The organism is Paenibacillus donghaensis, from assembly GCF_002192415.1.
GTDB classification, from domain to species: Bacteria; Bacillota; Bacilli; order Paenibacillales; family Paenibacillaceae; genus Paenibacillus_AQ; species Paenibacillus_AQ donghaensis.
The window spans coordinates 6435080-6458998 of sequence record NZ_CP021780.1; the positions used below are offsets into that span (position 1 = coordinate 6435080).

Annotated in this window: 22 protein-coding genes; 4 read left to right on the forward strand and 18 right to left on the reverse strand. The window is 50.2% G+C overall.

Going from position 1 to position 23919, the window contains the following annotated elements:
• Positions 1 to 10: 10 nt before the first annotated feature.
• The 12 genes from fliD to B9T62_RS29220 form a co-directional block, all read right to left on the reverse strand.
• Positions 11 to 1963: a flagellar filament capping protein FliD gene (fliD, locus tag B9T62_RS29165; RefSeq protein WP_087918457.1), complete on the reverse strand. Its 1953-nt coding sequence runs from the start codon at positions 1961 to 1963 to the stop codon at positions 11 to 13.
• A 17-nt stretch (positions 1964 to 1980) separates the two neighbouring features.
• On the reverse strand, positions 1981 to 2367 hold the full coding sequence (locus B9T62_RS29170) for a flagellar protein FlaG (RefSeq protein ID WP_087918458.1): 387 nt from the start codon (positions 2365 to 2367) through the stop codon (positions 1981 to 1983).
• A 140-nt stretch (positions 2368 to 2507) separates the two neighbouring features.
• Positions 2508 to 4235, reverse strand: a complete 1728-nt coding sequence (locus B9T62_RS29175; RefSeq protein ID WP_087918459.1) for a flagellin N-terminal helical domain-containing protein — start codon at positions 4233 to 4235, stop codon at positions 2508 to 2510.
• Positions 4236 to 4472: 237 nt separating this feature from the next.
• Positions 4473 to 5612 carry a hypothetical protein gene (locus tag B9T62_RS29180; protein WP_087918460.1) on the reverse strand — a complete coding sequence of 380 codons (1140 nt, stop codon included), beginning with the start codon at positions 5610 to 5612 and terminating at the stop codon, positions 4473 to 4475.
• Between the two features lie 158 nt (positions 5613 to 5770).
• A complete protein-coding gene (gene csrA, locus B9T62_RS29185; protein ID WP_087918461.1) occupies positions 5771 to 6007 on the reverse strand; it encodes a carbon storage regulator CsrA in 237 nt (78 codons plus the stop codon).
• A 1-nt stretch (position 6008) separates the two neighbouring features.
• Positions 6009 to 6455: a flagellar assembly protein FliW gene (locus B9T62_RS29190; protein ID WP_087918462.1), complete on the reverse strand. Its 447-nt coding sequence runs from the start codon at positions 6453 to 6455 to the stop codon at positions 6009 to 6011.
• A 115-nt stretch (positions 6456 to 6570) separates the two neighbouring features.
• Positions 6571 to 7137: a DUF6470 family protein gene (locus tag B9T62_RS29195; RefSeq protein WP_211296364.1), complete on the reverse strand. Its 567-nt coding sequence runs from the start codon at positions 7135 to 7137 to the stop codon at positions 6571 to 6573.
• Between the two features lie 15 nt (positions 7138 to 7152).
• Complete coding sequence (gene flgL, locus B9T62_RS29200) at positions 7153 to 8070, reverse strand: flagellar hook-associated protein FlgL (RefSeq protein WP_211296365.1); 918 nt, start codon at positions 8068 to 8070, stop codon at positions 7153 to 7155.
• 14 nt (positions 8071 to 8084) lie between these two features.
• Positions 8085 to 9704, reverse strand: coding sequence for a flagellar hook-associated protein FlgK (gene flgK / locus B9T62_RS29205; RefSeq protein WP_087918464.1), 1620 nt, complete (start codon positions 9702 to 9704; stop codon positions 8085 to 8087).
• Between the two features lie 58 nt (positions 9705 to 9762).
• Positions 9763 to 10263 carry a flagellar protein FlgN gene (locus B9T62_RS29210; RefSeq protein WP_087918465.1) on the reverse strand — a complete coding sequence of 167 codons (501 nt, stop codon included), beginning with the start codon at positions 10261 to 10263 and terminating at the stop codon, positions 9763 to 9765.
• 12 nt (positions 10264 to 10275) lie between these two features.
• Entirely contained in the window at positions 10276 to 10563 is a 288-nt protein-coding gene (gene flgM / locus B9T62_RS29215; protein ID WP_087918466.1) for a flagellar biosynthesis anti-sigma factor FlgM, read from the reverse strand.
• Positions 10564 to 10790: 227 nt separating this feature from the next.
• Positions 10791 to 11198, reverse strand: a complete 408-nt coding sequence (locus tag B9T62_RS29220; RefSeq protein WP_087920470.1) for a TIGR03826 family flagellar region protein — start codon at positions 11196 to 11198, stop codon at positions 10791 to 10793.
• A gap of 174 nt (positions 11199 to 11372) precedes the next feature.
• On the opposite strand from B9T62_RS29220, the gene B9T62_RS29225 reads away from it, so the two are divergent.
• The 4 genes from B9T62_RS29225 to B9T62_RS29240 all read left to right on the forward strand — a co-directional run bounded on the left by B9T62_RS29225 (position 11373) and on the right by B9T62_RS29240 (position 14785).
• The gene (locus B9T62_RS29225) at positions 11373 to 12071 is read left to right on the forward strand and encodes a response regulator transcription factor (protein ID WP_087918467.1); all 699 of its coding nucleotides are present in this window, start codon (positions 11373 to 11375) and stop codon (positions 12069 to 12071) included.
• Positions 12072 to 12073: 2 nt separating this feature from the next.
• A complete protein-coding gene (locus tag B9T62_RS29230; RefSeq protein ID WP_087918468.1) occupies positions 12074 to 13027 on the forward strand; it encodes a sensor histidine kinase in 954 nt (317 codons plus the stop codon).
• A 104-nt stretch (positions 13028 to 13131) separates the two neighbouring features.
• Positions 13132 to 14046, forward strand: a complete 915-nt coding sequence (locus tag B9T62_RS29235; RefSeq protein WP_087918469.1) for an ATP-binding cassette domain-containing protein — start codon at positions 13132 to 13134, stop codon at positions 14044 to 14046.
• 1 nt (position 14047) lies between these two features.
• Entirely contained in the window at positions 14048 to 14785 is a 738-nt protein-coding gene (locus B9T62_RS29240; RefSeq protein WP_087918470.1) for an ABC transporter permease, read from the forward strand.
• On the opposite strand, the gene B9T62_RS29245 is transcribed toward B9T62_RS29240, so the two are convergent.
• From B9T62_RS29245 to B9T62_RS29270, 6 genes are all read right to left on the reverse strand, one after another.
• A complete protein-coding gene (locus B9T62_RS29245; RefSeq protein WP_245864112.1) occupies positions 14782 to 15717 on the reverse strand; it encodes a ComF family protein in 936 nt (311 codons plus the stop codon). The two genes, B9T62_RS29240 and B9T62_RS29245, sit on opposite strands and share 4 nt — an antisense overlap.
• The gene (locus B9T62_RS29250) at positions 15717 to 17951 is read right to left on the reverse strand and encodes an ATP-dependent helicase ComFA (RefSeq protein WP_245864113.1); all 2235 of its coding nucleotides are present in this window, start codon (positions 17949 to 17951) and stop codon (positions 15717 to 15719) included. Before B9T62_RS29250 ends, B9T62_RS29245 begins: the two co-directional genes overlap by 1 nt.
• 349 nt (positions 17952 to 18300) lie before the next feature.
• Positions 18301 to 18738: a glycosyltransferase family 2 protein gene (locus tag B9T62_RS29255; RefSeq protein ID WP_087918471.1), complete on the reverse strand. Its 438-nt coding sequence runs from the start codon at positions 18736 to 18738 to the stop codon at positions 18301 to 18303.
• Between the two features lie 289 nt (positions 18739 to 19027).
• On the reverse strand, positions 19028 to 19750 hold the full coding sequence (locus B9T62_RS29260) for a response regulator transcription factor (RefSeq protein WP_087918472.1): 723 nt from the start codon (positions 19748 to 19750) through the stop codon (positions 19028 to 19030).
• 4 nt (positions 19751 to 19754) lie between these two features.
• Positions 19755 to 20915, reverse strand: a complete 1161-nt coding sequence (locus tag B9T62_RS29265; protein WP_087918473.1) for a sensor histidine kinase — start codon at positions 20913 to 20915, stop codon at positions 19755 to 19757.
• Positions 20916 to 20972: 57 nt separating this feature from the next.
• On the reverse strand, positions 20973 to 23702 hold the full coding sequence (locus B9T62_RS29270) for a stalk domain-containing protein (protein WP_087918474.1): 2730 nt from the start codon (positions 23700 to 23702) through the stop codon (positions 20973 to 20975).
• Between the last annotated feature and the right edge of the window lie 217 nt (positions 23703 to 23919).

The window sequence follows — 23919 nt, forward strand, 5'->3', positions numbered from 1 at the left end:
TTATTAGCTATTATGATGATAAACCCATGCTGGATAGCAGACTTGAAGACTGGGATTGCATCTTGGCCATGGCTGTTTCCATCGCGGTGAATTGCTTGTAGTAGCGATTTTCCGTATTTGCCAGGTTTCTCTGCATGAGAAGAATACGACTATTATACCCCTTCATCGTCCTACCCATTACACTTTCTTCTTTAAATCTGCTGGATAGATCCATTGAGTTTTTGCTTGTTCCTGCGCGTTCAGCAATACTACCAAGTGCAGCATTTATCTTATCTGCCATCTTATCAAAAATACCGTCATTTACAGCATTTCCCGAACCCTGGAACAGGTCAAGAGCAAGCTGAGGATTTGCGCTGATGGCAGTCTTCAGCTTCGATTCATTCTCAATCACCAATTTGCCATTTTCGCTATAATTCCCTGTGGTAATTCCCAGATTACTAAGCGGACCCAGCTTCTCCGTTATAATTCCGCGCATTTGGGACAGGACATTTTTTATAATGTCATTATTCTTTAGAAGACCACTTTGTGCCTTCTCCGTCCAGGTCTTAATATCTGCTTCTTTTAATTCCTTCTTCTGCTCATCCGTCAGTGGCCTGAAATCACGATACTTGACTTCATCAATTTTGGAATTCAGCGTTTTTACCAAGCTGTTGTAGTCTTCTATAAAGCCCTTAATGGACTCTATGGCTTTATCCGGGTCAGATTGGGTCGTAATTTTGATCGTATTGTCACCTGTTATTGGAGGTGGAGTGGTTGGATTTGCAGGATCAACAGGGCCTCTTATAACCGTTTCCTTCAGCAGCGTCAGTTGGACGCCATTAATTGTGAAGATGTTGTCGTTCGCATTTTGGATGGGTTCACCGTTAATTGAAACGATGGCGTCCTGTCCACTCTTAACATTGTAATCACTGGGACTCCCTACAGCAGGCTTCACGCCTTTGAACAACTGCAGAAGCTCGAAGGAATCCCCCCCCAGCTTCACTTCGCTGCCAGCGTCCGCAGTCAGCTTCAATTTGCCGCCGGTAAATTCTGCCTGTACTTTAGTTGTACCCGACTTCGCGTTAATCTCAGCTACAACATCATTAATAGATTTGGTTCCGTCAAAAGAAAAGGATTCACCATTGACGCTGAATTTGTATTTCAACTTCTCGGCATCGTCCTCGATTGTCGTATCCAGCAGATTTTGCAGATGAGCCAATGACTTGGTACCATCGCTAGTTCCAGCCCCATTGGTCTCTACTTCCGTAACAGTTCTCTTGGTGAATAAAGCCAATAAGGTACTTCCATTCCCTACCTTTACATCCCTTGTTGATTCGTATCCAGAAGCTGGATTAGGATCTCCACTGGTCTTAGAGGCAATACTCAATTTCCCTGTAATCTCATCATAGCTTGCAATAGCATTGGCAGTCGGGTGTGAATTAATGGTTGCCACCATCGTTGAGATAAGAGTAAGACCATTGAACAGGGATTTGCCATCCTTGTCCTTAAATTCCACCCCATTAATGGCAACATCAAAACCCTTCTTCAGATACTCGGTTCGGGCATCCTCTGAAAGACTAAATAAATCTACACCGTCGAGTTTTGCCAAGGAAGTGGAGCCCGGTACGCCTTGGCCTAATCCTGTATTCATCTGCAGCGTTGTCCGGGCAGCCAATTGACTAACACTTACCTCCATGTTAATTCCATTGGCGGAAGCCAGAGCCTCTGCTTTTACGGCATCTGTGTTTCCAGTAGTAATTGCCTTATTCGCATTTAGAGCCGCATTCCCACCATATTTAACAATCAATTTATTTTGCCGAAAATCGTAGAGTTTACTGTTCAGCTCCCGGTAGCTTTCCCGTGTCCACTGCAGGAGTTGCTTATCTTGAGTAAGCTTATCTAGGGGCACCCGTTTGGCGGCCATCATACTCTTGACCATACTATCAATGTCCATGCCTGAGAAACCATTTACACGTGTAACCAAGTCGACACCTCCAAAGGTTATATTTTTTCGTCTACAAGAATACCGGCAATCTCCATCATACTAGCTACAAGATCCAAAGTCTTCTCTGGGGGGACTTCGCGGATCAATTCGCCGGTATCCTTATTCAGGACCTTGACCATAATAGAATTTGTCTTCTCATGAATGCTGACCTCCAGCGTGGTCTGAGGACCCTGTAGAGATTTCACGGCCCGCTCAATAGTACGGATAAGTTGTTCCTCAGCAACCGAGACATTTACCCCCTGTTTCTCCCTCAAACTCATATCCTTGAGATCACGGATAGAATCTGCTTGACTTACAAGTGACGCCGGTTCAGCACTTGGCTTGATTTCTGATTTGCCTTGTCCGGTTGTTGTACTGGCAGTAAGTGAAAACTGTACATTCATAAACCCCGACCTCCACTAACACTCAATTTATACTATATATATCGGTTATTTTCAGGGATAATTTAGGATTTAAGGCCTGTCAAGAAAAAAATAAAAAAAGCTCCAGGTTTCCCCGGAGCTTAAGGTGAATCAAGAGAATATTAACGAAGCAATTGCAGAACGCCTTGTGGCTGTTGGTTAGCTTGCGCCAACATAGCTTGTGCAGCCTGTGCAAGGATGTTGTTCTTAGTTTGTTGCATCATTTCTTTAGCCATGTCAACGTCACGTACACGGGATTCAGCAGCAGTCAGGTTCTCGGAAGCTGTACCCAAGTTGTTGATCGTGTGTTCCAGACGATTCTGAACAGCACCCAGTTTAGAACGTTCGCTGGATACGAATGCAGTAGCTTTGTCCAGAACATCGATAGCTGCAGATGCGCCTTCTTTAGTGGCGATGTTCAGAGCAGCTTCGCCTTTAACATCATTAGTTCCGTTAGTTACTGTATTAGCAGTGGTGAAACCAGCATCGCCAGCTTTACCTGTGATACCCAGAGCGTTCGAGCGAACGTCTTTGATGGAAAGGCTCATGGATTGGCCAGTGTTAGCACCAATTTGGAAAGATGTTTCGAATTCTTTTTGAATTCCTCCATCTTTAATCTCTATTTTATTGCCGTCAAGTCCACCCTCAGTAGCTGTAACAGTAAGGATATTTGTAGTTGTAGATAACGCTACAGATACACCTTTTGCTTTATTTCCCACAGTATCAGCAATCGCTTTTGCCAATGCTTCATCTTTATTAGTGGCCGTAGCTGCTAGAGCTGTATCAATAGCTACACCGATTCCTTTACCTTTATAAGAACCTTCACTAGCATTGTAGAATTCGATTTGTTGATCTCCAATACTGAATCCTTTACCAACAAGGGCTTGGATTTCAGCATCCGTGTCAAGTGCAGAAAGGTCGATGTCAGCTGTTGCTTTTGCAGCGGCATGAGTTGACCCTGCAACAGTCGAACCTGGAGTTAATTTACCGGCTGTAGTACTAGCTCCAGCTGCAACAACGCCAGCTGCTCCTTCAAATTTCCCGCCTTTTACAGCTTCAATAACAACGTTAGATCCGGATACTTTAGCAGTATAATTGCCTTTAAGGGTATCATTTTTATCAATGATAGCTTGAAGTGCTGCTGCTGCTGATATCGCTTGATCTCCAACTGTTTGAGCACCATTAATTCCAACTGTTGCTGCTGCATCGGTAACAGAAGTGTCATTCAATTTTGAAGTACCAGTTGTTACAGCCGCATCTGTAGTAAAAGTAACTTCAATATTTTGACCATTAAGATCATAAGATAGTTTTTCTGTAGTTGCGAAAGCAGTAGTAATAGCATCAGTTCTCTTAGCTTCAACTGTATATGCTGCTGCTCCAGTTGCTAATTTGGCATCGGCTACTGCAGCGGTTTTAACAAGATTTGCTTTTCCATCGCCCTGCAACAATTTCTGAGTATTGAACTCAGTAGTGTTACCGATACGGTTGATTTCGGAAGTCAGTTGGTTCATTTCGTCTTGCAGAGCTTGACGATCGGAATCCGTGTTTGTTCCGTTAGCGGATTGGTTAGCGATTTCGCGTTGACGTTGAAGGATGGAGTGAGTTTCGTTCAATGCACCTTCAGCGGTTTGAATCAACGAGATACCATCTTGAGCATTACGGGAAGCTTGATCTAAGCCGCGGATTTGACCGCGCATTTTTTCGGAGATTGCCAGACCAGCTGCATCGTCACCTGCACGGTTGATACGAAGACCGGAAGACAATTTCTCGATATTTTTGTTAGTGTTAGCAGTGTTGATGGACAATTGGCGATGAGTATTCAGCGCCGGTACGTTGTGGTTAATAATCATTAGTTTTTCCTCCTTGAAATTATGTTAGTTCCACATCCATGTGGTAAACGCTGTACCATTAAGGTCGGCCGCCCTGCCGGTTCAGCGTCTAATACATATATCGACACCATGTCCCCAACTGTTTAGAGCATTTTGAAGTTTTTTTATCTTTATCCACAAAAAATATGAAAAACAGACCGTTTCCCTCACTGAGGAACGCAGTCTGTTCGGCAAATCAGTACATTGAATGCTTTGAAATTAATATATCGTTATCAACTGAATAAAACCATCTTCTTCATCATAATGAAAGGCCAATGAATGTTTTCCCATGGTGTAGATCATTCCATAACTTCCCTCAGCTTCGTTCCAATATTGTTCCTTGGGCTTGCCCAGCCAATACTTGACGTTACCGACAGCAAGATTCTGTTGATCTGCGAAGATGTTGAACACCATGACATACGAACTGGGACCAAGTTCATGCATGTATTCATTAAAGCCTACAGCGTAAGTCTTGTATCCGTAAAAAGCGCCCCACTCTCCATTCTCCGTAAACTTGGCCGTCTTGAGCCTGTTCTTCAGTGTATTAAATTTCATACCCAGTTTGATTTGTGGATTAGCCGGCAAGTAACCTCCAATGGCTGCAGCCTTGAGATTCTCCAAGTATGCACGATCTCCCGTTCCCGCGTTAGGCCACGAGCCTTGATTCACGTATCTGGAGTCACTCACCTGCAGTTCAAGCTTGCTAAGATTCAGTTTAAACGTGTTCACTGCGTATTTAAACACACTGTTATTGTAGAATTTGAATTGAAGACGTGACCCAGACAAACTGCGGACACCGTCACCTCTGCTTGCCGGATAGGAAGCATCCAGCTTCTTGCCTTGCGGATTTATGAATTGCAGCGGCTCCAGCGTCCCGGAGCGAATAACATACGGATATACCAGATTGAAGTTGGAGGTTCCCCACTCCGAGAGGATCAACAAGTCGGGCATAGGCTTGCCGCTGCTCTTCACTGTATAATGCCAGGTCTGCGGCAACGTGACCCCGCCGAAAGGCAGTTTGAGGGATTGTACTGTTCCGAACTTTTCTCCATTTTTTACCACTGCTGCGCGATATGTCCCTGTGTAGCTTTTGTCCCCTGTTTTATTGTTTGTCCAGTAGTCCTCTTCCGTCAAGACAGACATCTTCTCATCCTTGGCAAAAATATAAACCGTATAAGGCGTCTGATAAGCATCACGTAGTTGAAAGGACAGACGGCTGATATTTTTAAGTTCATCTGCAGCTATCTGATTGCCACCCGTCGCTGCCTCAGCATGAATAGGAATTCCCCACAACAACAGCCACACCGCTGTCAAAGCCACTGCTACAGATAATTTCCATGTTTGTTTTAGCTTCCTCATTACTCTCTTTCCCCCGTTACGTATAAATATCAGTTAGACATGAACAGATGTAATTATATAACCAATTGTAGGCTTCGCGTCAATATAGTGAGAAGAATAAAAAAGCCGACCAATTAAGGCCGGCCCTTCTGTATTGATACTACACTGCTGTATTTTAATTAGGCGTTTGGCCCCCGCAGCCGATGGATCAACGCATTGAGATCAGACTGCAACGGTGCTGCCGACTCACGATTAGCCTCCTGAATAGACAGGTAGACTTCCTTACGGAAAATATCGACATGCTTTGGAGCAGAGATGCCGATTTTTACCGTATCCCCCTCCACACTCAAGACCGTCAACTCTATTTGGTCCTGAATGACGATGGACTCCCCTTTTTTACGGGACAATACGAGCATTTCAGCCACCATCCTTTCCGTCAGTAAGCGGCTGCTCTTGCAACAAGCTATGCTTAGTATGATAAGGCGCCCGATGCAGCACGATTTGTTTGCCTGTCTGTGTTACAGGGTTTAGTACAATGGGTGCCAGCAAGTTAATTGTAGAATGTTCGGTTTGTTCCTTGAGTGTAAGAATACAGCGCACTATGACCTCTGAACCAATCGCCAGTTCTTCAGCTTCATCATCCGGCAGTTCAAATTCGTAGGAGGGATAGAATGTAAACGGATCTCCGAGCAGAAAAGCCAAGCCATCACTCTTAACGGATTGCAGATACCAAAAAGGAGTGTCTGCCAGCGCAATTAATGCAAAGTCCGTCTCATCATCGAAGCCGGGGATTCCTTTTGAAAAATGATAAAGCTGTTCCTTGTTCACTTCAAGTTTACCCCAAGACTGCGTTTCTATAATCAAATTGTTCACTCCTCGAACGTTTTGCTTCGCAAAACTGTTTTTTCATCTTTCATTATTTCCTTAATAAATAATAAAAGCTATAGAGGTGCTCTCCGGCACATCTATAGCTCAGAAGCTACCTTTGAACATCTATTTCTGGCGGAGTAAACTGAAGGGAACCATATTGTTGCATATAGATTTCCAGTTTGCCTCGGGTAAATTCAATCTCAGGATCATGTCGAATGATCTCGATGTCTACTTCAGCGGCCTGAAAATTAATCTGCGGCGCTTTCGTCTCAACGTGAATGTCCACATTGTCCATCGATGCTGGACCACGCATTTCCGGGAACGAATTCGGTTCAGTATCTGTACCATACACTTCGGCAATCGTATTACCCGGCTTAAAAAACTCAGCAATCCGGTTGCCCTGCTCAACCTTTCTGGCCAATCCCTGCAAATATAGCTGCTGAATACCCGAATAGATCCGTTTGTTCATATCGAGCATGTTGCCGCCATGATAAGCAGCAAAGGCCCGGGACTGGTCTACAGTAAGTTCTGGACGGGTAGATTGGACAGTTAATTCTCCTGGAGTAGTCGTAACCTGGACCTCAGCTTTAGGCTGCGAGATGGAGAAAGTTCCGGGGTCTGCATCAATCCCCATTACCGCAGGCGTCTGACGAATCTGCACTACTGACTGGAGCAATGGCAGTCCCCTCCATTATCTTATAAAGTCAACGAGAGTAGTGGAAATTACCTTAGCACCCACAGACAGCGATGCATTATAGATATTTTCCTGGATTTTCGACTTCATCACTAATTCAGCATAATCGGAATCCTCAGTTTTCGCCTGCAGATCAGTCAAATTGATGTTCAGGTCACTGAGCCTTCCTTGCATTAACTCTACACGGTTCGTCTTAGCGCCAATTTCCGAGCGGCTTGATAGGATGGTTTCCGTACGTGTATCAATATTATTAAGTTCTTCAGACACAGCCTTAAGATCGCCTGACTTCAAGCCTGCAGATAGTTTGTTAATGATGGCGAACAAATTATCCGGATCACTATCATGGCCAAACACTTCATTCCCGCTGGTATTAATCGGCATCTGCACACCTTCGCCAACGATATACTGAATTTGTCCAGGGTCTGTAACGATCGTTCTACTGACATCATAAGTCCCGTCCGGGCCTTTGGCGAAGTCGTAAGGTTTCGTTTTATAATTCTCACCATTAAAAATAAATTTACCGTTCAACTGGCTGTTGCCGATATCAACAAGCTGTTCCTTAAGCTGCATGACTTCTTCATTAATACTGTCCAATGCCGACTGTGGATTACTGCCTGTTGATCCTTTAACCGCAAGCTCACGTAAACGCTGCATAACATCTCCAGCCTGGCCCAGTACGGTATCGTTATAGTCCAGCCACGACAGGGCACTGTCTACGTTCCTCGTATACTGCTCGTTGGATGATAGTTCAGCACGGTAACGCAAGGAATACGTAATACCCACGGGATCATCGGAAGGTTTGTTGATCTTGCGCCCAGTGGCCAGTTGCAACTGGGTATCGTTCATTGTATTGGCATTACGGTTCAAGTTACGCAGCAACTGGTTACTCATCATGTTCGAGGTTACTCTCAACATCTGCTATTCCTCCTTTATCTGCCAACGGTTCCGGTAGAGTTAATTAATTTATCCAGCAGTTCATCGTAGGTTGTCATAAAACGTGCTGCAGCGCTATAAGCATGCTGGTAGACCAGCATGTTCGTCATTTCTTCATCCAGAGAGACACCGCTCACGGATTGACGTCGGGAACTTACCTGATCCAGCAAATAATTGGAGTTCTCATTCTGGCGTGTTGCTTCTTGGGATTGGATACCGAGTTGGCCTACCATGGAACTTAGGTAGGAGCCGATACTCCCCTTCTTAAGTCCGTCAGCAGATGTGAATGAACTGTTGTCCTTGAGATTGCTTATCAGCAAGGCCATCGTGTTATTGCCTGTAATGACCTTGGTGTTACCTGCTGCATCTACAGTAGTGCGCAAAGAAGTGGCGAACAGGGTCGGATCTGCAGCAATCAGCGGATTGAGCTGCAGGTTAGCGGCCGTAATTGCTGCTCCAGGCGTGGTGGGCGTGAAGAATGGTCTGCCGCTGGTGCCATTCATGGCATACCCCAGTTCATGTAAGCCGTTCATACCTTTGACGGTTGTCTTCAAGTCTCCAGTCAAGGGAACAGGCACAGCTGCACCTGCGGCAAGCGTAACCTTCGTCCCATCCGGATTCGTGATCTCTGATTCCTTAAGTACAACAGTACCTGCCGGAAGATTGGAGCCTGCCGGAATAGTGACCTCAAGCTCTCCAGTTGCCAGTGTGTTGGCTATCCCGTCAAGCTGTTTCTGATAGTCTGCTACATATTTGGTATTGGAGAAGATCATTCCGTAGGTTTCGCCGCCCGTAAGCGACCCAGCTGCGAAAGCGTTGTTCAAGAATACATTTCCAGAGTTGGGGACAGCGGGATTGCTAATCACTACAGGTTGATTGATTCCTTGCAGCAACTGCTGGGTTCCCATTGAAATTGTATATCCTGCCTCACCATCAACCACTGTAATATTGATAATTTTGGACAATTTATCAGTCAACAGGTCACGTTGGTCACGTAAATCGTTGGCATGATCGCCCATACCTTCAATTTTAGTTATGGATTCGTTCAAATCTCTGATCGAACCTAAATAACCCTGAATTTCCGAACCCTTGGTGTCCAGGTTGGCGGAAAGATCGCTGGAGAGGCCTTTTAACTGCTTGTCCATGTAGTTAATGGCATCAGTCAACGCCTGCGCTGTCTGAACAACAATCTTGCGGGCTGTTGGGTCCTCAGGGCTCTTACTCAGATCCGACCACGATTTCCAGAAGTTATCGAGCACAGTACGGATTCCGGTATCAGAGGGTTCATTGATGATCGCTTCCAGCTTATCCAGCGTATCTGATTGAATGGACCAGTTCCCCATGGCTGCATTCTCGCCGCGGAACTGGTCATCCAGAAAGCCCTCTCTGATTCGTTCGATGGAGGTGAATTCCACACCAGTACCCAGTTGTCCTGGAACTGAAGAACGTTGTATTCCATAAGCTTCCATTGGGCGGGAAGCCGTCATATTAACCCGTTGACGGCTGTACCCCTCGGTGTTGGCATTGGCTATATTATGTCCGGTTGTGTTGAGCGCAGTCGTCTGGGTAAACAGGCTCCGTCTTGCCGTCTCGATCGAATGAAATGTAGATGTCATGCTACTGCTCCTCCCCAATGTTCAGCTTAGGCTAAACGGTATGCTGCTTAGAATGTGGTTATCCCCGGGCATCAAAAATACCCGGCCGGGTCACGCTGCTGCCCTTGTCGGACGGGTGATGGTAAGTGATCTCTTGGTTCGGTCTTCCGACCAGAAGATCAAGTGAATAATCTATAAAGGTAAGCGACTGCTCAATCAGCTTCTGGTTCAGCTCATTGGCTTCCTTCAAACGGTACAGCGTACCCGAAAGCTTCTGCTGGATATGCAGCAGCCGCGCTTTGTCTTCAGGGTCAAATACAAGCCGTGACAGCTCTGTGAGGTTCAGATTCAGGTTGGAGCGGATGCCAACACCCTGCAGAAAGGCATAGGCTGCCTCTGCACGCTGTTCTTCCAGCTGCCCGATCAGCTTCACCAGTCTGGATTCACGGTTCAGGAGATCAATTAACGAATCGACTTGGTTGTCCATAATACTCTGCTTCTTAAGAGCGGCCAGCTCCAGCATCTGCAGATGCACTTCATCCAGCCGCTCAAGCAGTTCTAACAATGGTGTTAATTCCATGGATGGCTTCACCTAATTCTCGGAGGATTGCTTAAAGTAAGGGGCGAGTTTCTCTGCGAGTTTAGCTGCGTCTATTTGATAGGTACCTGCGGAGACTTGCTGCTTCAAATTGTCAATCTTCATGGCACGTTCTGCGTCAACCTTGTCATTGTTCTGGGCTTGCAGCAGCTTGATCGCTTCATCGGAGATCGAAACCTCATCTTTGCGTGTGCTTTTTTTCATTTGTTCCTGCCTTTGCGCTTCCGCGCTTCGTTGATACGGGTTAATGGCGTTTATTCGTCCGGTCTCGTTAATTTTCATAACTTCCACCTTCCTTCTCTTACAGGTTGAAACGGCTATGGCACAAGTAGAAACGGCTGTGCCGTCCTCTGCAAGAGGCGGCATTCGTTTCAGCGAGAAATATAAGGATGATTTATAGCAAAAAACATATGAATCCTTATATTTTCAAAAAGCCGATAATCTTTACTAAGTTTATCGGCTTCATTTGAAACATTCTTTATAGCTGTAACCGTTTTTTTACATAAAAATTATAAATCCCGGCGTTTGTCAACCGCCCGATAGGCACCATCTGTACTTTTTTTGACTGGCTCATCAGCCATTTCCTTGGTCAGACTGCTGAGATCCTTACGCAGACGACTACGGCAGTTGTCGCACATATGGCCATCACGAATCAGGGTTCCGCATACCTCACAGGGATACATCATATTCGGTGCATTGGCAATGGAAATTCGGCCTTCGCGGATAAAACGGGTAATTTCCTTAATCGAAATATCTGTGGCGTCAGACAGCTCCTGTATGTTGGTTCCCCTGTTCTCACGTAAATAATTCACACAAATCTCATATTCATGTTCCAGGTCTTTAATGCAGGGCTGGCATAAATCCATAATATTCTTAACATACAGCCGGCCGCACCTTGGACAATTGTCTAGATTCATATCAAGCAGCCGCTCCTCTCCATACATGTTGTGCAGCATATAGTATTCTTATGCCTAGATTACATGATAGCGCAACCTTCGTCTATGATTAGTATCGGCTATCCCGTACATTTAATTATATTATAATAGCAAAAAAGTCTGTTTCAAAATGAAAGAGAGAGAAGGGAAACCGCGATGATCCGTGTACTTATCGTTGAGGACGATCCGGAGATTGCCAGTCTGATCAAACGTTATTTGGCAAAAGAAGGCATGGAATGCGTCCATGCGGACACCGGGCCTTTGAGCTTGACCGCTTTTGCAGAAAAGGGGCCGTTCCAGCTGGTACTGCTCGATCTGATGCTGCCGGGGATGGATGGTCTGGAGGTGCTGAGACGTGTTCGGGCCACCAGCCATGTCCCTGTTATCATTCTCACCGCCAAAGACGGGGAAACCGACAAAATCATCGGGCTAGGCTGCGGCGCCGACGATTATATGATTAAGCCTTTCAGTATTTTTGAGCTGACTGCACGCGTGAAGGCGCTGGTGCGCCGGTATGTCGACTTCTCGGGCGAAGCGGCTGCGGGCAGCACAACATCCCTGTCCTGCGGGGACCTTGTGATCGACCCAGAGCAATGTTCCGTATCCCGAAACGGCCAGGATCTGGGCCTGACCGCCAAAGAATTTCAGATCGTATTCCTGCTGGCCTCGCATCCCAAAAAAGTGTTTACCCGCGAGAATCTCTATTCCCGTGTGTGGGGCGAAGAGTATATCGGTGCCGAGAATACCATCTCTGTCCATATCCGCAGGCTGCGCGCCAAGATCGAACGCGATCCTGCACAGCCGGAGTGGATTGTTACGGTATGGGGAATGGGCTACAAATGGGGTGAAACGTGAGTATGAATATTCTGCTGACAGTCTCTTTTATACTGGCCCTACTGGCCGCACTCTTCTTCTACTTCAAGTTCAACCGTCTTCAGCGGGAACTGGGACAGCTGCAGGTTTTTGTGGAGCAAAAAGCAGATACCGCAGAGCACCCCGCAGCCACTCCCAACGCAAGAGTGCGGATTCATAACACCAGCCCCGCGCTCCAGCAACTGGCCGTTTCCCTGAACCGCCTGCTGGACCGGCTGCAAACGGCCGAATCACGGACACAGGCAACTGAAGCGGCCCACAAACGATTGGTCTCCAATATCTCCCATGATTTGCGCACCCCCATGACCTCTGTCCTCGGCTATCTCGAGGCACTGCAGAAGGATCAGAGTCTCAGTCCAGAGGAGATCAGGGAGTTTGTAGATATCGCCTACCGTAAATCCGGCTCGATGTATGAGCTGCTGGAGGCTTTTTTTCAATTGGCCAAAATGGAAGCCGGCGATGTCCCCCTGCAGTTCGTCCCTTTGGAGATCAATAGTCTGGTCAAGGAGCAGCTGGCGGGGCTGTATCCCTCTTTTCAGAACCTCTCTCTGGTGCCTGAAATCGAAATCGCCGAAGACAAGCTCTATGCGCTGGGCGACCGGCTGGCGGTGGAGCGTATCGTCTCCAACCTGCTGTCCAACAGTTTGAAATACGGGGCATCCGGCGGACGCTTGGGGGTGCGGGTAACGCGATTCGATCAACAGATCAGGTTTGAAGTCTGGGATAACGGACCCGGAATTAGCGCGGAGAGCCTCCCTTTTATTTTTGAAAGAATGTATACGCATGAATCATCACGTTCTTCCGGCAGCAGCGGCAGCGGGCTTGGACTGACCATTGCCAGACATTTGGCAGAGAAGCTTGGCGGAAGTCTGGAAGCCTGTTCCGTCCCCGGTGAGATGACCTCTTTCATTCTGCTGCTTCCCGAAGCTGCGCGTTGAGTTGCGCCTCTACCCGCACTTAAAGAAAACGTAAGATTTGCTTCATATCCACGTAAGGATAGGGGATTATCCTTAAGCCATACCTTACATACAGGAGTGATCCCATGCCCAATCCAATTCTGCAAACGCACCAGTTAAACAAGCTGTACCGGAAGTCCCATGTCGTCGAGAATCTGAATCTGAAGGTTGAGCCAGGTGATATCTATGGCCTGCTCGGCCAGAATGGTGCCGGTAAAACCACCACGCTGCGCATGCTGCTCGGGCTGATTAAGCCCACCTCAGGCTATATCGAATGGTATGGTCATGCGCTGACCCGCTCGCTTTATGGACGGATTGGTTCAATCATCGAAACCCCCGGCTTCTATCCGCAGTTGAGCGTTGCCGAGAATCTGGAGCTGCACCGCCGGATGAGCGGCATTCCCGAAAAAGAAACCGTGATGGAATATCTCAAACTGGTGGGACTGGAGAAGGCCGCCCAGAAAAAAGCCAAGCAGCTGTCGCTGGGTATGAAGCAACGCCTCGGCATCGCCCGTGCGATGATGCACCGGCCGGACATGCTGATTCTCGATGAGCCGATTAACGGCCTCGATCCGCTGGGCATTAAGGAGACGCGCGAGCTGATCGTTGACCTGCAGCGCAAACGCGAGATTACCGTCCTGATCTCGAGCCATATCCTGGGTGAAATCCAGCTGATGGCCAACCGCATCGGCATCATGCACCAGGGCAGGCTGATTGAGCAGCTCGATTATGAGGATATTCAGGGCAAGAACCGCCATTATCTTGAACTCAAGGTTGACGATGATCAGCGCACAGCCGTTATTCTTGAGCGAGAGCTTCTGCTCACCAACTTCCAGGTATGGGAGCGGGGGATTATCCGCCTCTACGAAGGGTTTCAGGACAGCGGGGCCATCAACCGCCGGCTCGTCGGAGAAGGCATTGAAGTGAAAGAGCTGACAATTCAGAGCGATTCTCTGGAAGACTTCTTCATCCAGGCAACCACCCGAAAGGAGCTGGCCTAAGATGCTCTACAATGAATGGCTTAAGTTCCGCAGATCAGGTCTGTTCTGGACCTTGCCTGTGGTTGGCCTGTTCAGTCCGCTGCTGTTTATGGCCTTGCGGCTCTCGGAGAAGCTGCGGTACACAGACTCTCAAACGATGCCCTGGATAGAATATTTAGGGAACGAGAAAACGTTCTTTTGTTTTTTTATAGTGATCATATGGCTGGGAGTTGTCGCCAGTCAGTTGATATCCAGGGAATATACAGACCACACCGTCTCCATCCTCTACACCTATCCAACCTCCAGGGTTGCAATTATCATCACAAAAACGGTTATCGTGGGATTTATTCTTCTGCTGACCCAGGCCTTCGAATTCACCGGATTGTACTTTACCAGCTGGATTTATAAAGGAGAGGCGATGCCAGGTGATTTGCTGGTGCAGGAGCTTCAGCGAACAGGTGTCTCCTTGCTGGGTCAATTCGCCCTGGTGCCGCTGTTTGTGTGCCTCAGCCAGCTCGGACGTTCTATTCTGCTGCCTACGATGGCCGCCATCGGACTCATGATCACCAATCCAATGGTGATGGCGCTATATCCCACTTCCTACTCGCCTTTCGTTATGTATGCCTCGTCTTATGTAACGATAATGTCGAATTCAGCCGCTCTTCCTGTCGGGCATGTCCTGCTGGTCGATCTGATAATGTTTGCTGTTACTATGGGCGTTCTTCTGCTCCATACGATGAAGATGGAAATCCGCAGTTAGGACCGTGCCCAGGTCAGGCTATAGATCTCTGCGTCGTAGCCCATTTCAGCCGCCAGGCGGCTCACCACCTGCGCACAGGCGCGGATCGTGCTTCCCGTTGTATAAATATCATCTACAATGATGATCCGCAGCGGTCGTTCTAGAGGCCCGATGGCGTTCACAGCCACTCTTAGCATCGGTCTCATCGCCGGGTCGGGGTTGGCGGCAAAAGCAAACTTCATATCCGCCAGCCGTTCGGCCCGGCTCTTGAAGCTCTGCTTGGCGGTATGATGGGTGCGGACGAGCAGCGGTAGCTGCGGGATACCCCTGCGCCGGGACAGCACATCCGCCAGCCGCTCGGCCTGGTTAAAACCCCGCTCATCCAGGCGGGCATTACTGACCGGTACAGGGACTAGCAGATCCGCCTGCCAGCGGGATGCAGCTGTGGAGCCTGAGGGCGGGGTCGGCGTACGATCGGCGGATGTGGACCTTGGCGGCGGGGCCAGCCTGTGGGCCGTGGTTATGCAGCCTTCCGGGGCTGAGCCTGCGTTAACTTGCAGAAGCTGCTCCTGTAACAGTTGCTCCATTTCGGCCATCAGCATCACATAAGCAGTGTCCAGCATGGCACCGAGCACAGGGGCATAGCGCTCATTGCCGCGGTACTTGTATCTTCCCAACCATTCACGCATTTCGGTGCTGTAAGCAACCGCACTGCGGTTGCAGACGATCGGCGAAGGCTCTCCACTGCGGCTGCAGTCCGGGCAGCCTGTCGCCCGGCCACATTTGCGGCAGCGCGGGCGGGTAATCCAGGGAATGGCTGCGGCACAGGCTGTGCAAATCGCAGGCAGTTGGGAGGAGAGCCGGGCACGCTTGCCGCAAGACAGACAGATAGGAACCGAGGGGGCCAGCAGCGACTGGGCCCCTTTTAACCATGCATGCAGATTGATATTCATTACAATCCCTCCTTATGGATATAGCCCTGACGGCGGGCAATGCCGTTCATCGTACGGATCTGGGCGATGGCCCCCCGCTGCGCTCTGCTCCACTGGGCGGAAGCAAACACCACATGTCCTGCCGGGTCTTCTTTGCTTCTCCCTGCCCGGCCGGCCATCTGCACAAGCGAAGCTTCGTCGAACAGACTGCTGTCCGCATCGAGAATAATTACATCACTGCGCGGCACGGTAACGCCGCGCTCCAGAATAGTGGTGGTCACCAGCAGCGAGATGTCGCGGTTGCGAAAAGCTGACACCTTCTCAGCTCGTTCAGCATCCTGAGAAGAGGTTCCCTCAATCGACCTGCCGGGAAAACAATGGCGCAGCAGCTTCAGCAGCCCTTCAATATGAGCGATGCGTGACACGAACAAGAAGATCTGGGCCTCCCGGTCCAGGGAGCGCTGCAGCACCTGCACCAGCTTGCGGGGCAGCCTGCCGTGCTTAAGACATTGCTGGACAGACTCCATAACCAGATGCTGCGGAACCGGCAGCGGGTGGCCGTGGAAGCGCACCGGCACTCTGGCATGAGCCAGCTTGCCCCGGCGCGCTTCGCGCTGCAGTTGGGCAGGCGGCGTAGCCGAGAGGTAGATGAAGCAGCCATCCGGCTTGCAGGCTTGCTCTGCCGCATAGGCCAGCATCGGATCATTGTGATACGGGTAGGCATCCAGCTCATCGATAATCACCAGGTCAAACCCCTGGTGGAAGCGCAGCAGCTGGTGGGTGGTCGCCAGCGTCAGCTGCCCGTCTGCCCAGCGCTCGGCGCTGCCGCCGTACAGCACCGCCCGGCTGACCGCCGGGAACGCCTTCGCCAGCCGCGGCACCAGCTCCAGCACGACGTCGCGCCGCGGCGTGGCCACCAAGGCCCGTCCTCCGGCTGCGAGGACGGACTCCAGGAGCGGGAAGATCATTTCTGTCTTCCCGGCTCCCGTCACCGCCCAGAGCAGGAACCGCTCTGGGCAGCTTGCCGCGGAGCGCCGTGCCGGCTCCGCCAGAAACGCCAGTGCAGCGCCGGCGGCTCCCGCCTGCGCCGCGCTAAGCCCCCACCGGCGTGCCGCCACGGTGGGACCGCCCCCGGCCGTGCCCCGCACGGCCGGCAGGGCCGCGCTGCGCAGCAGCAGCGCGCAAGCCCGGCTGCGCCCAAGTGCGAGGCAGGCCTCGCAGTAGGCGCAGCCCTGGAGGCCGCACGCGGCGCAGGCCGTGCGGCCGGTGGCTTCGCTGCCGCAGCGCAGGCAGCGTGGCCTTAGGGCGCGGTGGGCGGCAGCACCGCGCCAGGGCAAGTGCGGCAGCAGCGCAGCCGCACGCCTTAGCGCCCCGGGCGCAGCCGGGGCGGGAGCACTGAGGGCGGCGTCCAGCGTCAGCCGCCCCTGCAGCTGCGCCAGCTGGGCTGCGCCGCGCCAGCGCCCTGCAAGCCCGGGCAGCCGCTCGGCCAGGAGAGCTTCTGCCTCCGGCTGCAGCAGCGAGCGCCCGCCAAAGAGGCCCAGCAGCGCGTCCGCTGAGCGCTGCAGCTCCTGCAGAGCAGCTGCCCCCATGCCCATGCCCCACTCCCCGCTTCCGCCCTCGGCCCTAAGCCCAGCACCTCTGTCTCCCACAACCATCTGGATGCCATTGCCAATTCCTACGCCCCACTCCCCGCTTCCATCCACACCTTTAAGCCCAACTTCTCCGCCTCCTCCAGCTATCTGACTGCGAGCACCCTCCCTGGCCGCCTTATCTTCATCCCAACCCGCTTCCCGCCGCCAAACGGCAATCTCATCCACTGGCCATTTCCCCGGCTTGCCCGCCTCTCCCCTTGCCTCATGCTCTTCTTTAAGCTCATTAGCGAGACTACCATCAATATAAGCAGCCCATTCCGCGCTTGCCCAACTCTTCATCCCGCCCCTTGGCCTAAACCCTGAGCGCAGCTTCACTGCCCAGCCCAGCGGCAATCCGCTGGAGAGAATAACCATAGTTTCGGCAGGACTTCGTTTACGAACCTTATCTGCTCTTCCCCCCCTGCTGTCTCCTCTGTTCAATGCCTTACTTCCCCCTCGTGTCCCATTCCTGCTCCCGTCCCAGCCTACTCCTTCACTCCCATTCATCCTTACGTTCCCAGAATCATCCCCACCCAGCCACCACAACCTGTCCACCTCCAGCTCCAACGACACCCACAATTCCCATTGCCCACTGCTCTCCACCGCATAAACTGCTGCCCGCATTTCTTCTCCTCCTTTGTTTAAAATAGAAGCCTTTATCTTTACCACTCAGGACCCTTACCCTTCCGTAAGCAGGTTCAAGGTTTCCAAGGTGTAACGTGTATGTGGCTATGGGGAGAAACTACCGTTAAATCCCGACTAATGTTCAGTCCCCAAGGCATATAGGGAAAAGTTACCGCTAATTTGTCCGTCGATCGCATTTCTAAGCGAGTTGGACATAATTAACGATACAAATTCCCTATAAGCTCTTCGAATGGCCTCCCTGAGAACAAATAGCGGTAGAATATCCACAACGCAAAAAAGCACACTCCCCCAATTCTGGAGAGTGTGCTTCACCCGTTCCTTGCATATTTTACTCGCACTTTGATCCGTATCCCCTACTTCCTGCCGGCTTCATAAAAGACAGGAGGGGCTGCTGCCCAGCGGACCGCAAGTCTATGACAATGCCCCCAAGCCTGCCTTCCTTATTAACCTGAGAGGGATACAGCGCCGGAATCAGATCCAGCGGACAGCTGCTCTGAACCAACCTTGTGACCATGTGAAGTGTCCCGTCCGTCGAACCGTCATCCCATAACGTCACACGCGGCAATTTGCCTGCAAGCCCGGCCTGCAGCGCGATCGCACGAAGATAACCTTCCACAACAGACTCATGGTTCCGTACAATGAGAATATAATGAATCCATTTACCGGCAGACGTGGTCCGCCTTGTCTGACCACGGCTATGCAGCCAGTGAACCAGCCCTGCCGCAACCGTATACACAGCGGCAATCAACAGCAACTGAGCTACCATGGAGATGCACCTCCTCTGTATACCGCAATATATGCCGGTTGCAAAAGGTCGGTGACTGCCCAGGGTTCCTAAGGGAAAACAACCTGCCGAGTTCTGCCTCAAAGAACTGCTGCGGGTTCGCACCCCTAACTTTAGGGGTACGTATTTAAATCAGCATTTTGCAAAATTCGAATGTAACTGCAAATTGTAACAATTCCTTGACCTTCCCTCATAACGGAGAAGATCAATTTATGTAACGTGTTCCCGGATATTTGGATTCTCCAAAACGCTCAGTTAAATGTTCAGCTCTTTATAAGGTAACCCAGCCAAATTTAATCGAATTGATTACAGCCTGGGTACGGTCATCCACTTCCATTTTTTGCAGAATGCTGCTGACGTGGTTTTTTACCGTCTTCTCGCTGATAAACAGATATTCGCCAATCATCTTGTTGCTCTTGCCCTCCGCCATCAGTCGAAGCACTTCCGCTTCGCGGCGTGTGAGCGGATTGTTATCCCCGGCCACAAACTTCACGCCCGCTTCCTTGACCGGCGTCTCGGTCATGGCTCCCGTTTCGTTCAGATAAGTCATCCGTCTAAGCTGGTTGATCAGCTTGCCCGTAACCTTGGGATGGATAAAAGCATGCCCTTCACAGACCGAACGGATGGCATTGATCAGCGACTCAGCCTCCATATCTTTCAGTAAATAACCGTTGGCTCCCTTGCGCAACGTTTCGAACACATAACTTTCATCGTCATGTATCGATAGAATGATGACCTTTACTGCCGGAAACATCTCCCGCAGCTTCTGCGTCGCCTCCACTCCGTTCTCAATCGGCATATTGATATCCATCAATACGATATCGGGTTTGTTGCCATTGCAGAATTCCAACACCTGAATCCCGTCACCGCATTCCCCAATGACCTCAATATCTTCCTCCATATTCAAAATACGCTTCAAGCCTTCACGGAACAGTTGATGATCATCAGCCAAAAGAACTTTGATGGGTGCCTTGCCAGAGCTTTGATTGTCCATTATTTTACTCCTTCCCCTTCTCCACATTCGTCGGAATATGGATTACGATTGTTGTGCCCTGATTCTCGGCGGATTCAATTTCCAGTCTTCCTTCAAGCAGTTCCACACGTTCCCGCATGCCTACCAGCCCGAAGCTTTCCCGGCTGCCCTGCTCGCTTTTTACCTTCTGCACATTAAAACCCAGCCCGTTATCTTTAACGACAATCTTGATTAATTGCGCTTGGTATGTAATTTCCACCAATACGTAACTCGGATAGGCATGTTTCGCCGCGTTGGACAAGGCTTCCTGAACAAGACGGTATACTGCCGCCTCCATTGCTGAAGATAAGCGGTGCTCCTTGCCTCTGGTTTCAAAAACAGCGCGGATTTTCGTTTTCTCTTCGAAGTCATGCACATATTTACGCAGCGTAGGAATCAGGCCCAAATCGTCGAGTGCCATCGGGCGCAAATTAAATATGACCTTACGCATTTCTTCCAGGCTGTAACGAACCTGCCCTTTTAAATCTACTATTTCGTCCTGCACTAACCTAAATTCCTGCTTTACTAGCATTCTTTCTACAATTTCCGTCCTAAGGACTAGATTCGCCAGCATTTGCGCGGGACCATCGTGAATTTCCCGGGCAATTCTCTTCCGTTCTTCCTCTTGAGCCAGGATTATTTTGAGTCCAATCATTTGTCGATTCTTGGCGGATTCGACAATTCTCGTCACTTGACCCAATTCTCCTGACAAATATTCCAGAACTACACTCATTTGCGAACCAATCGATTCTGCTCTTTCGACCGAATTCTCCACGCTGCGGACCCGCATTTGCAACTCATCCCGTCTGCTGCGCAGGTACACTTCTCTTTCCCTTGTCATCATAAGTTCGAGCTGAAGCTCTGTTGCCTTCTCATAGGCAATGCGAATATCTTTTTCGGAATAACGGACAAAATCCCGGCTGACTTCTGTCAGCCGGATCCGGGAGCGGTGATAGTTCAGCTCCAGCTTGTCCACCTTCAGCAAGGTTTCAGCCGTTTCCTCCATGACCCGCTGCAGTTCCTTGGTGAGCGCAACAAGCTCATCCCGTGCCACCTGCAATATTTCAAAAATCTGATATTTGCTGCTCTCCATCACTTCGATGGTATTTTTGATAACGCGATCTATCGCATCGGCTTGGTATTCCACAGATGCTTGCCCCATTTCTATCGGATCATATTAAAGGCTTGCCTTTATATTAACATATCACGATTCGATAGTTACGGTCTTAGTTTTCTGTTCCCATTTCACTTGTAAGCCCAGCTGCTCAGAAACAAGTCTTAATGGTACTAAAGTCCTGGACTGCAGAATGATTGGAGACACTTCTGCGCTCTGGCGTTTGCCGTTTAGAGTATAATCCTTCTTGTTTACGGTCAGATCCATGGCTTTGGCACCGCGCAGCACCATAATTTTCTTCGCCGTCTGATCCCACATCGCAGTTCCGCCAAACGCATCCATAACCACCTTGATTGGCACATAAGTGGTGCCATCCTTCTCAATCGGAGCCACATCAATCGCCTGCTTGGTTCCGTTGAGCAGGAGCGATTTGGAACCGATGCTCATTGAAGCCGAGCCTTTCGGCAATCCTGCATCGCTGGAGAGCGAAGGCATGGTGAAGCTGATATTGTCAAAAGCAACCTCGCCAGTCTTGGCCCGCTCATCTTGGCCTTCCTCTACATTTACTACATATACTCGCTTAAGGGAGGCCGGGAACTTAATACCGGAACCTGAAAGGTCAAGGTTCAGAGTCTTCCAGCCGTTCCAGTCCATAATCTTGGCCAGATCGACATAGGCGGTCGCCCCGCTGTTGTCGACAAACTCGGCCCGCAGCCAGTTCAGACTCCCATCACCCATTACATCCAGGGACATGGAGGTTGCAGCAGCCGGAACACTTTTGCCGGTATTGCCGTTCAACTGGGCATAAGCATACATTTTACCACTGCCTGCCGTCATATCATAGGTCAGTGACAGCACCTTGGAGCCGGTGCGTTCCGCAGTTCCTGCCGTGACTGCTGCAGTTCCTTGTACTGTCGCTACATTGCTCGTAAACGCGATCGGATACGTTACATTCTCAAAGTTCTCCCAAGACGTTGCCGCTGCTGTCGATAATACAACCGCCGTGCTGAAACCGTCGTAACGGGCGATCGCATAGCCGGTTGTAGCACCTGCATCTACGGAATTAACGGTAAGCTTGCCATCCTGTACTGCTCCCTGAAAGCCGACGAACTCCCATTTCAGTGCTGAAGAAGGAACGGTGATCTTGGCCCCGCTTTTGGTCGATGCCGTAACCGGAACGGACACAGAAGCTCCCGCCACCAACGGCGCTGTGGCCACAGTCGGACTCAGACTGGCCAGATCGTCTCCGCCTAGAACCGTAACCTGGGTTGATGCGCTCGCAGAGCCGCTCTTAGCCGTCAGTTTAGCTGTACCTGGCTTAACCGCAGTAGCTTCACCCGCATTTACAGTTACACTTCCGCCGCTGGAGGTCCATGCCGGATTGCCTGCTGCTACATCGATAGGATTATAATAGGTATCATAGCCTTTAAGAGAATAACTGGCTTTCTGGCCGATTAGCAGCACATCACTGCCGCTGATCTTGATGCCTTTGACTTCACCTTGCGGAGCCGAGGTATATACACCCAACCCGTTAACAATACTGCGCTGTTCTGTCCCATATTCCGTATTAAAGCTTAGCGTAGCGGAGGTTTCAGCCAGCGGACGGTCCACCATGGTAGTAGAACCGCCTCCATCGAGATTCAGCCCTTTCCACACCCCGATATCTGTCATGAAGGACTGCAGCTCAGTCATGGATACTCCGCCACTGTTGGCGTTTTTCTCTACAGCAATGACGTACACATACCTGCCGTCTTGTGAGTAGCCCAAGGCTGTACGGGCACGATAGCCGCCAATGCTGCTGATCGAGCGGGAGAACTTGGCCGCCTTACCGTTGTTCACAAGAATGGTATGTCCGCCGATCATCATCTGCAGATTAGCCGGATCAAGCGATTGATTGGTCGTTTTCGACTTCAGCGCATACGAGCTGGTAAGTTTCTGCCCTATCGCCAAATGTTCTGTAACGAACTTGGCCGCTAGTCCATGCGATCGGAGGATAAAAGCCCCTTTGGGCACTGCCAGCGGCAATGCTGCATTCGCTGAAATCTGCGTAATAACACCATTCTCCACAAGTACCTCTGTAGGCGTAGTCGAGCTGTTCCTCGGCCGTTCCAGAGCGGTCCAGGCATCGGTATAGATATACATCTGGTTGGAGTGGCTGTAGGTCGAGCTGGTGCCTTCCGGATTGTAAGCGCCTTTATTGATTCCGGCCAGCTGGAACTGCGAGCCGTCCTCAGCGGTTACCGTACCCTCGAAGCTGAATTCGTCGATCATAGGTGTGCGGTCCTTGGTTACGGCAAAAGCATACATCCCGTCCAGCTGTGAAGGTGTAGATACCAGCACGCCCCCGGAAACCTGCCCGCCTATAGGTGCCCCTTCGCCGCCCGTGTTGAAGTAATCCCCATTGACAGCGGCTACGGCCCCTGTTTCCTTAGCCATGCCCCCTGTACTCTGGCGCGTGGTAAGATTGCCGCCTTTGCCTGTCATCACATCGACATTCACATAAGGATTGTTAAGATCCACACGGATGACGTCGGCCAGTCCGTTGATATTTTTACCTGAACGAGTTGCTGTATATTTATATTTCATCATAATTGCGCCAGAAGTAATCACTTCTTCGCCCAGCTTGGTAGTTTTGAATGCCTCTGCAGCCGAAGCTACCGGTGCCTTCGTTGGTCCGAACCAATGGCTGCCTTCCGCGCCCAGCACAGGCATAATCCATAAGACGCCTGCCAAAGAAGCGGCCACCCATTTTTTTGCCGTCACTGATTTGAATGTCCGTCCATTTCCTTTAAGCTTTTCCCCCGTAACAACCTTATTCATTTCGGCGTAACTCTCCCATCTTATTATCTATTAATTTCCATTTTCAAAGTTTGGAAACTGGTTCCTATTTTCCTGCTACTCTTTTAATAGACTGAATTCAGGGCAAAAAGTTGCGATAATCGTGTTTCGATCCCACCCAAACCCTCCCTTCCAAGGGAGGGCCCCAAAGGGTTGCACCCTCTGGACACCTGCAAGCTTGGCGAATGAGCCTGGCGGT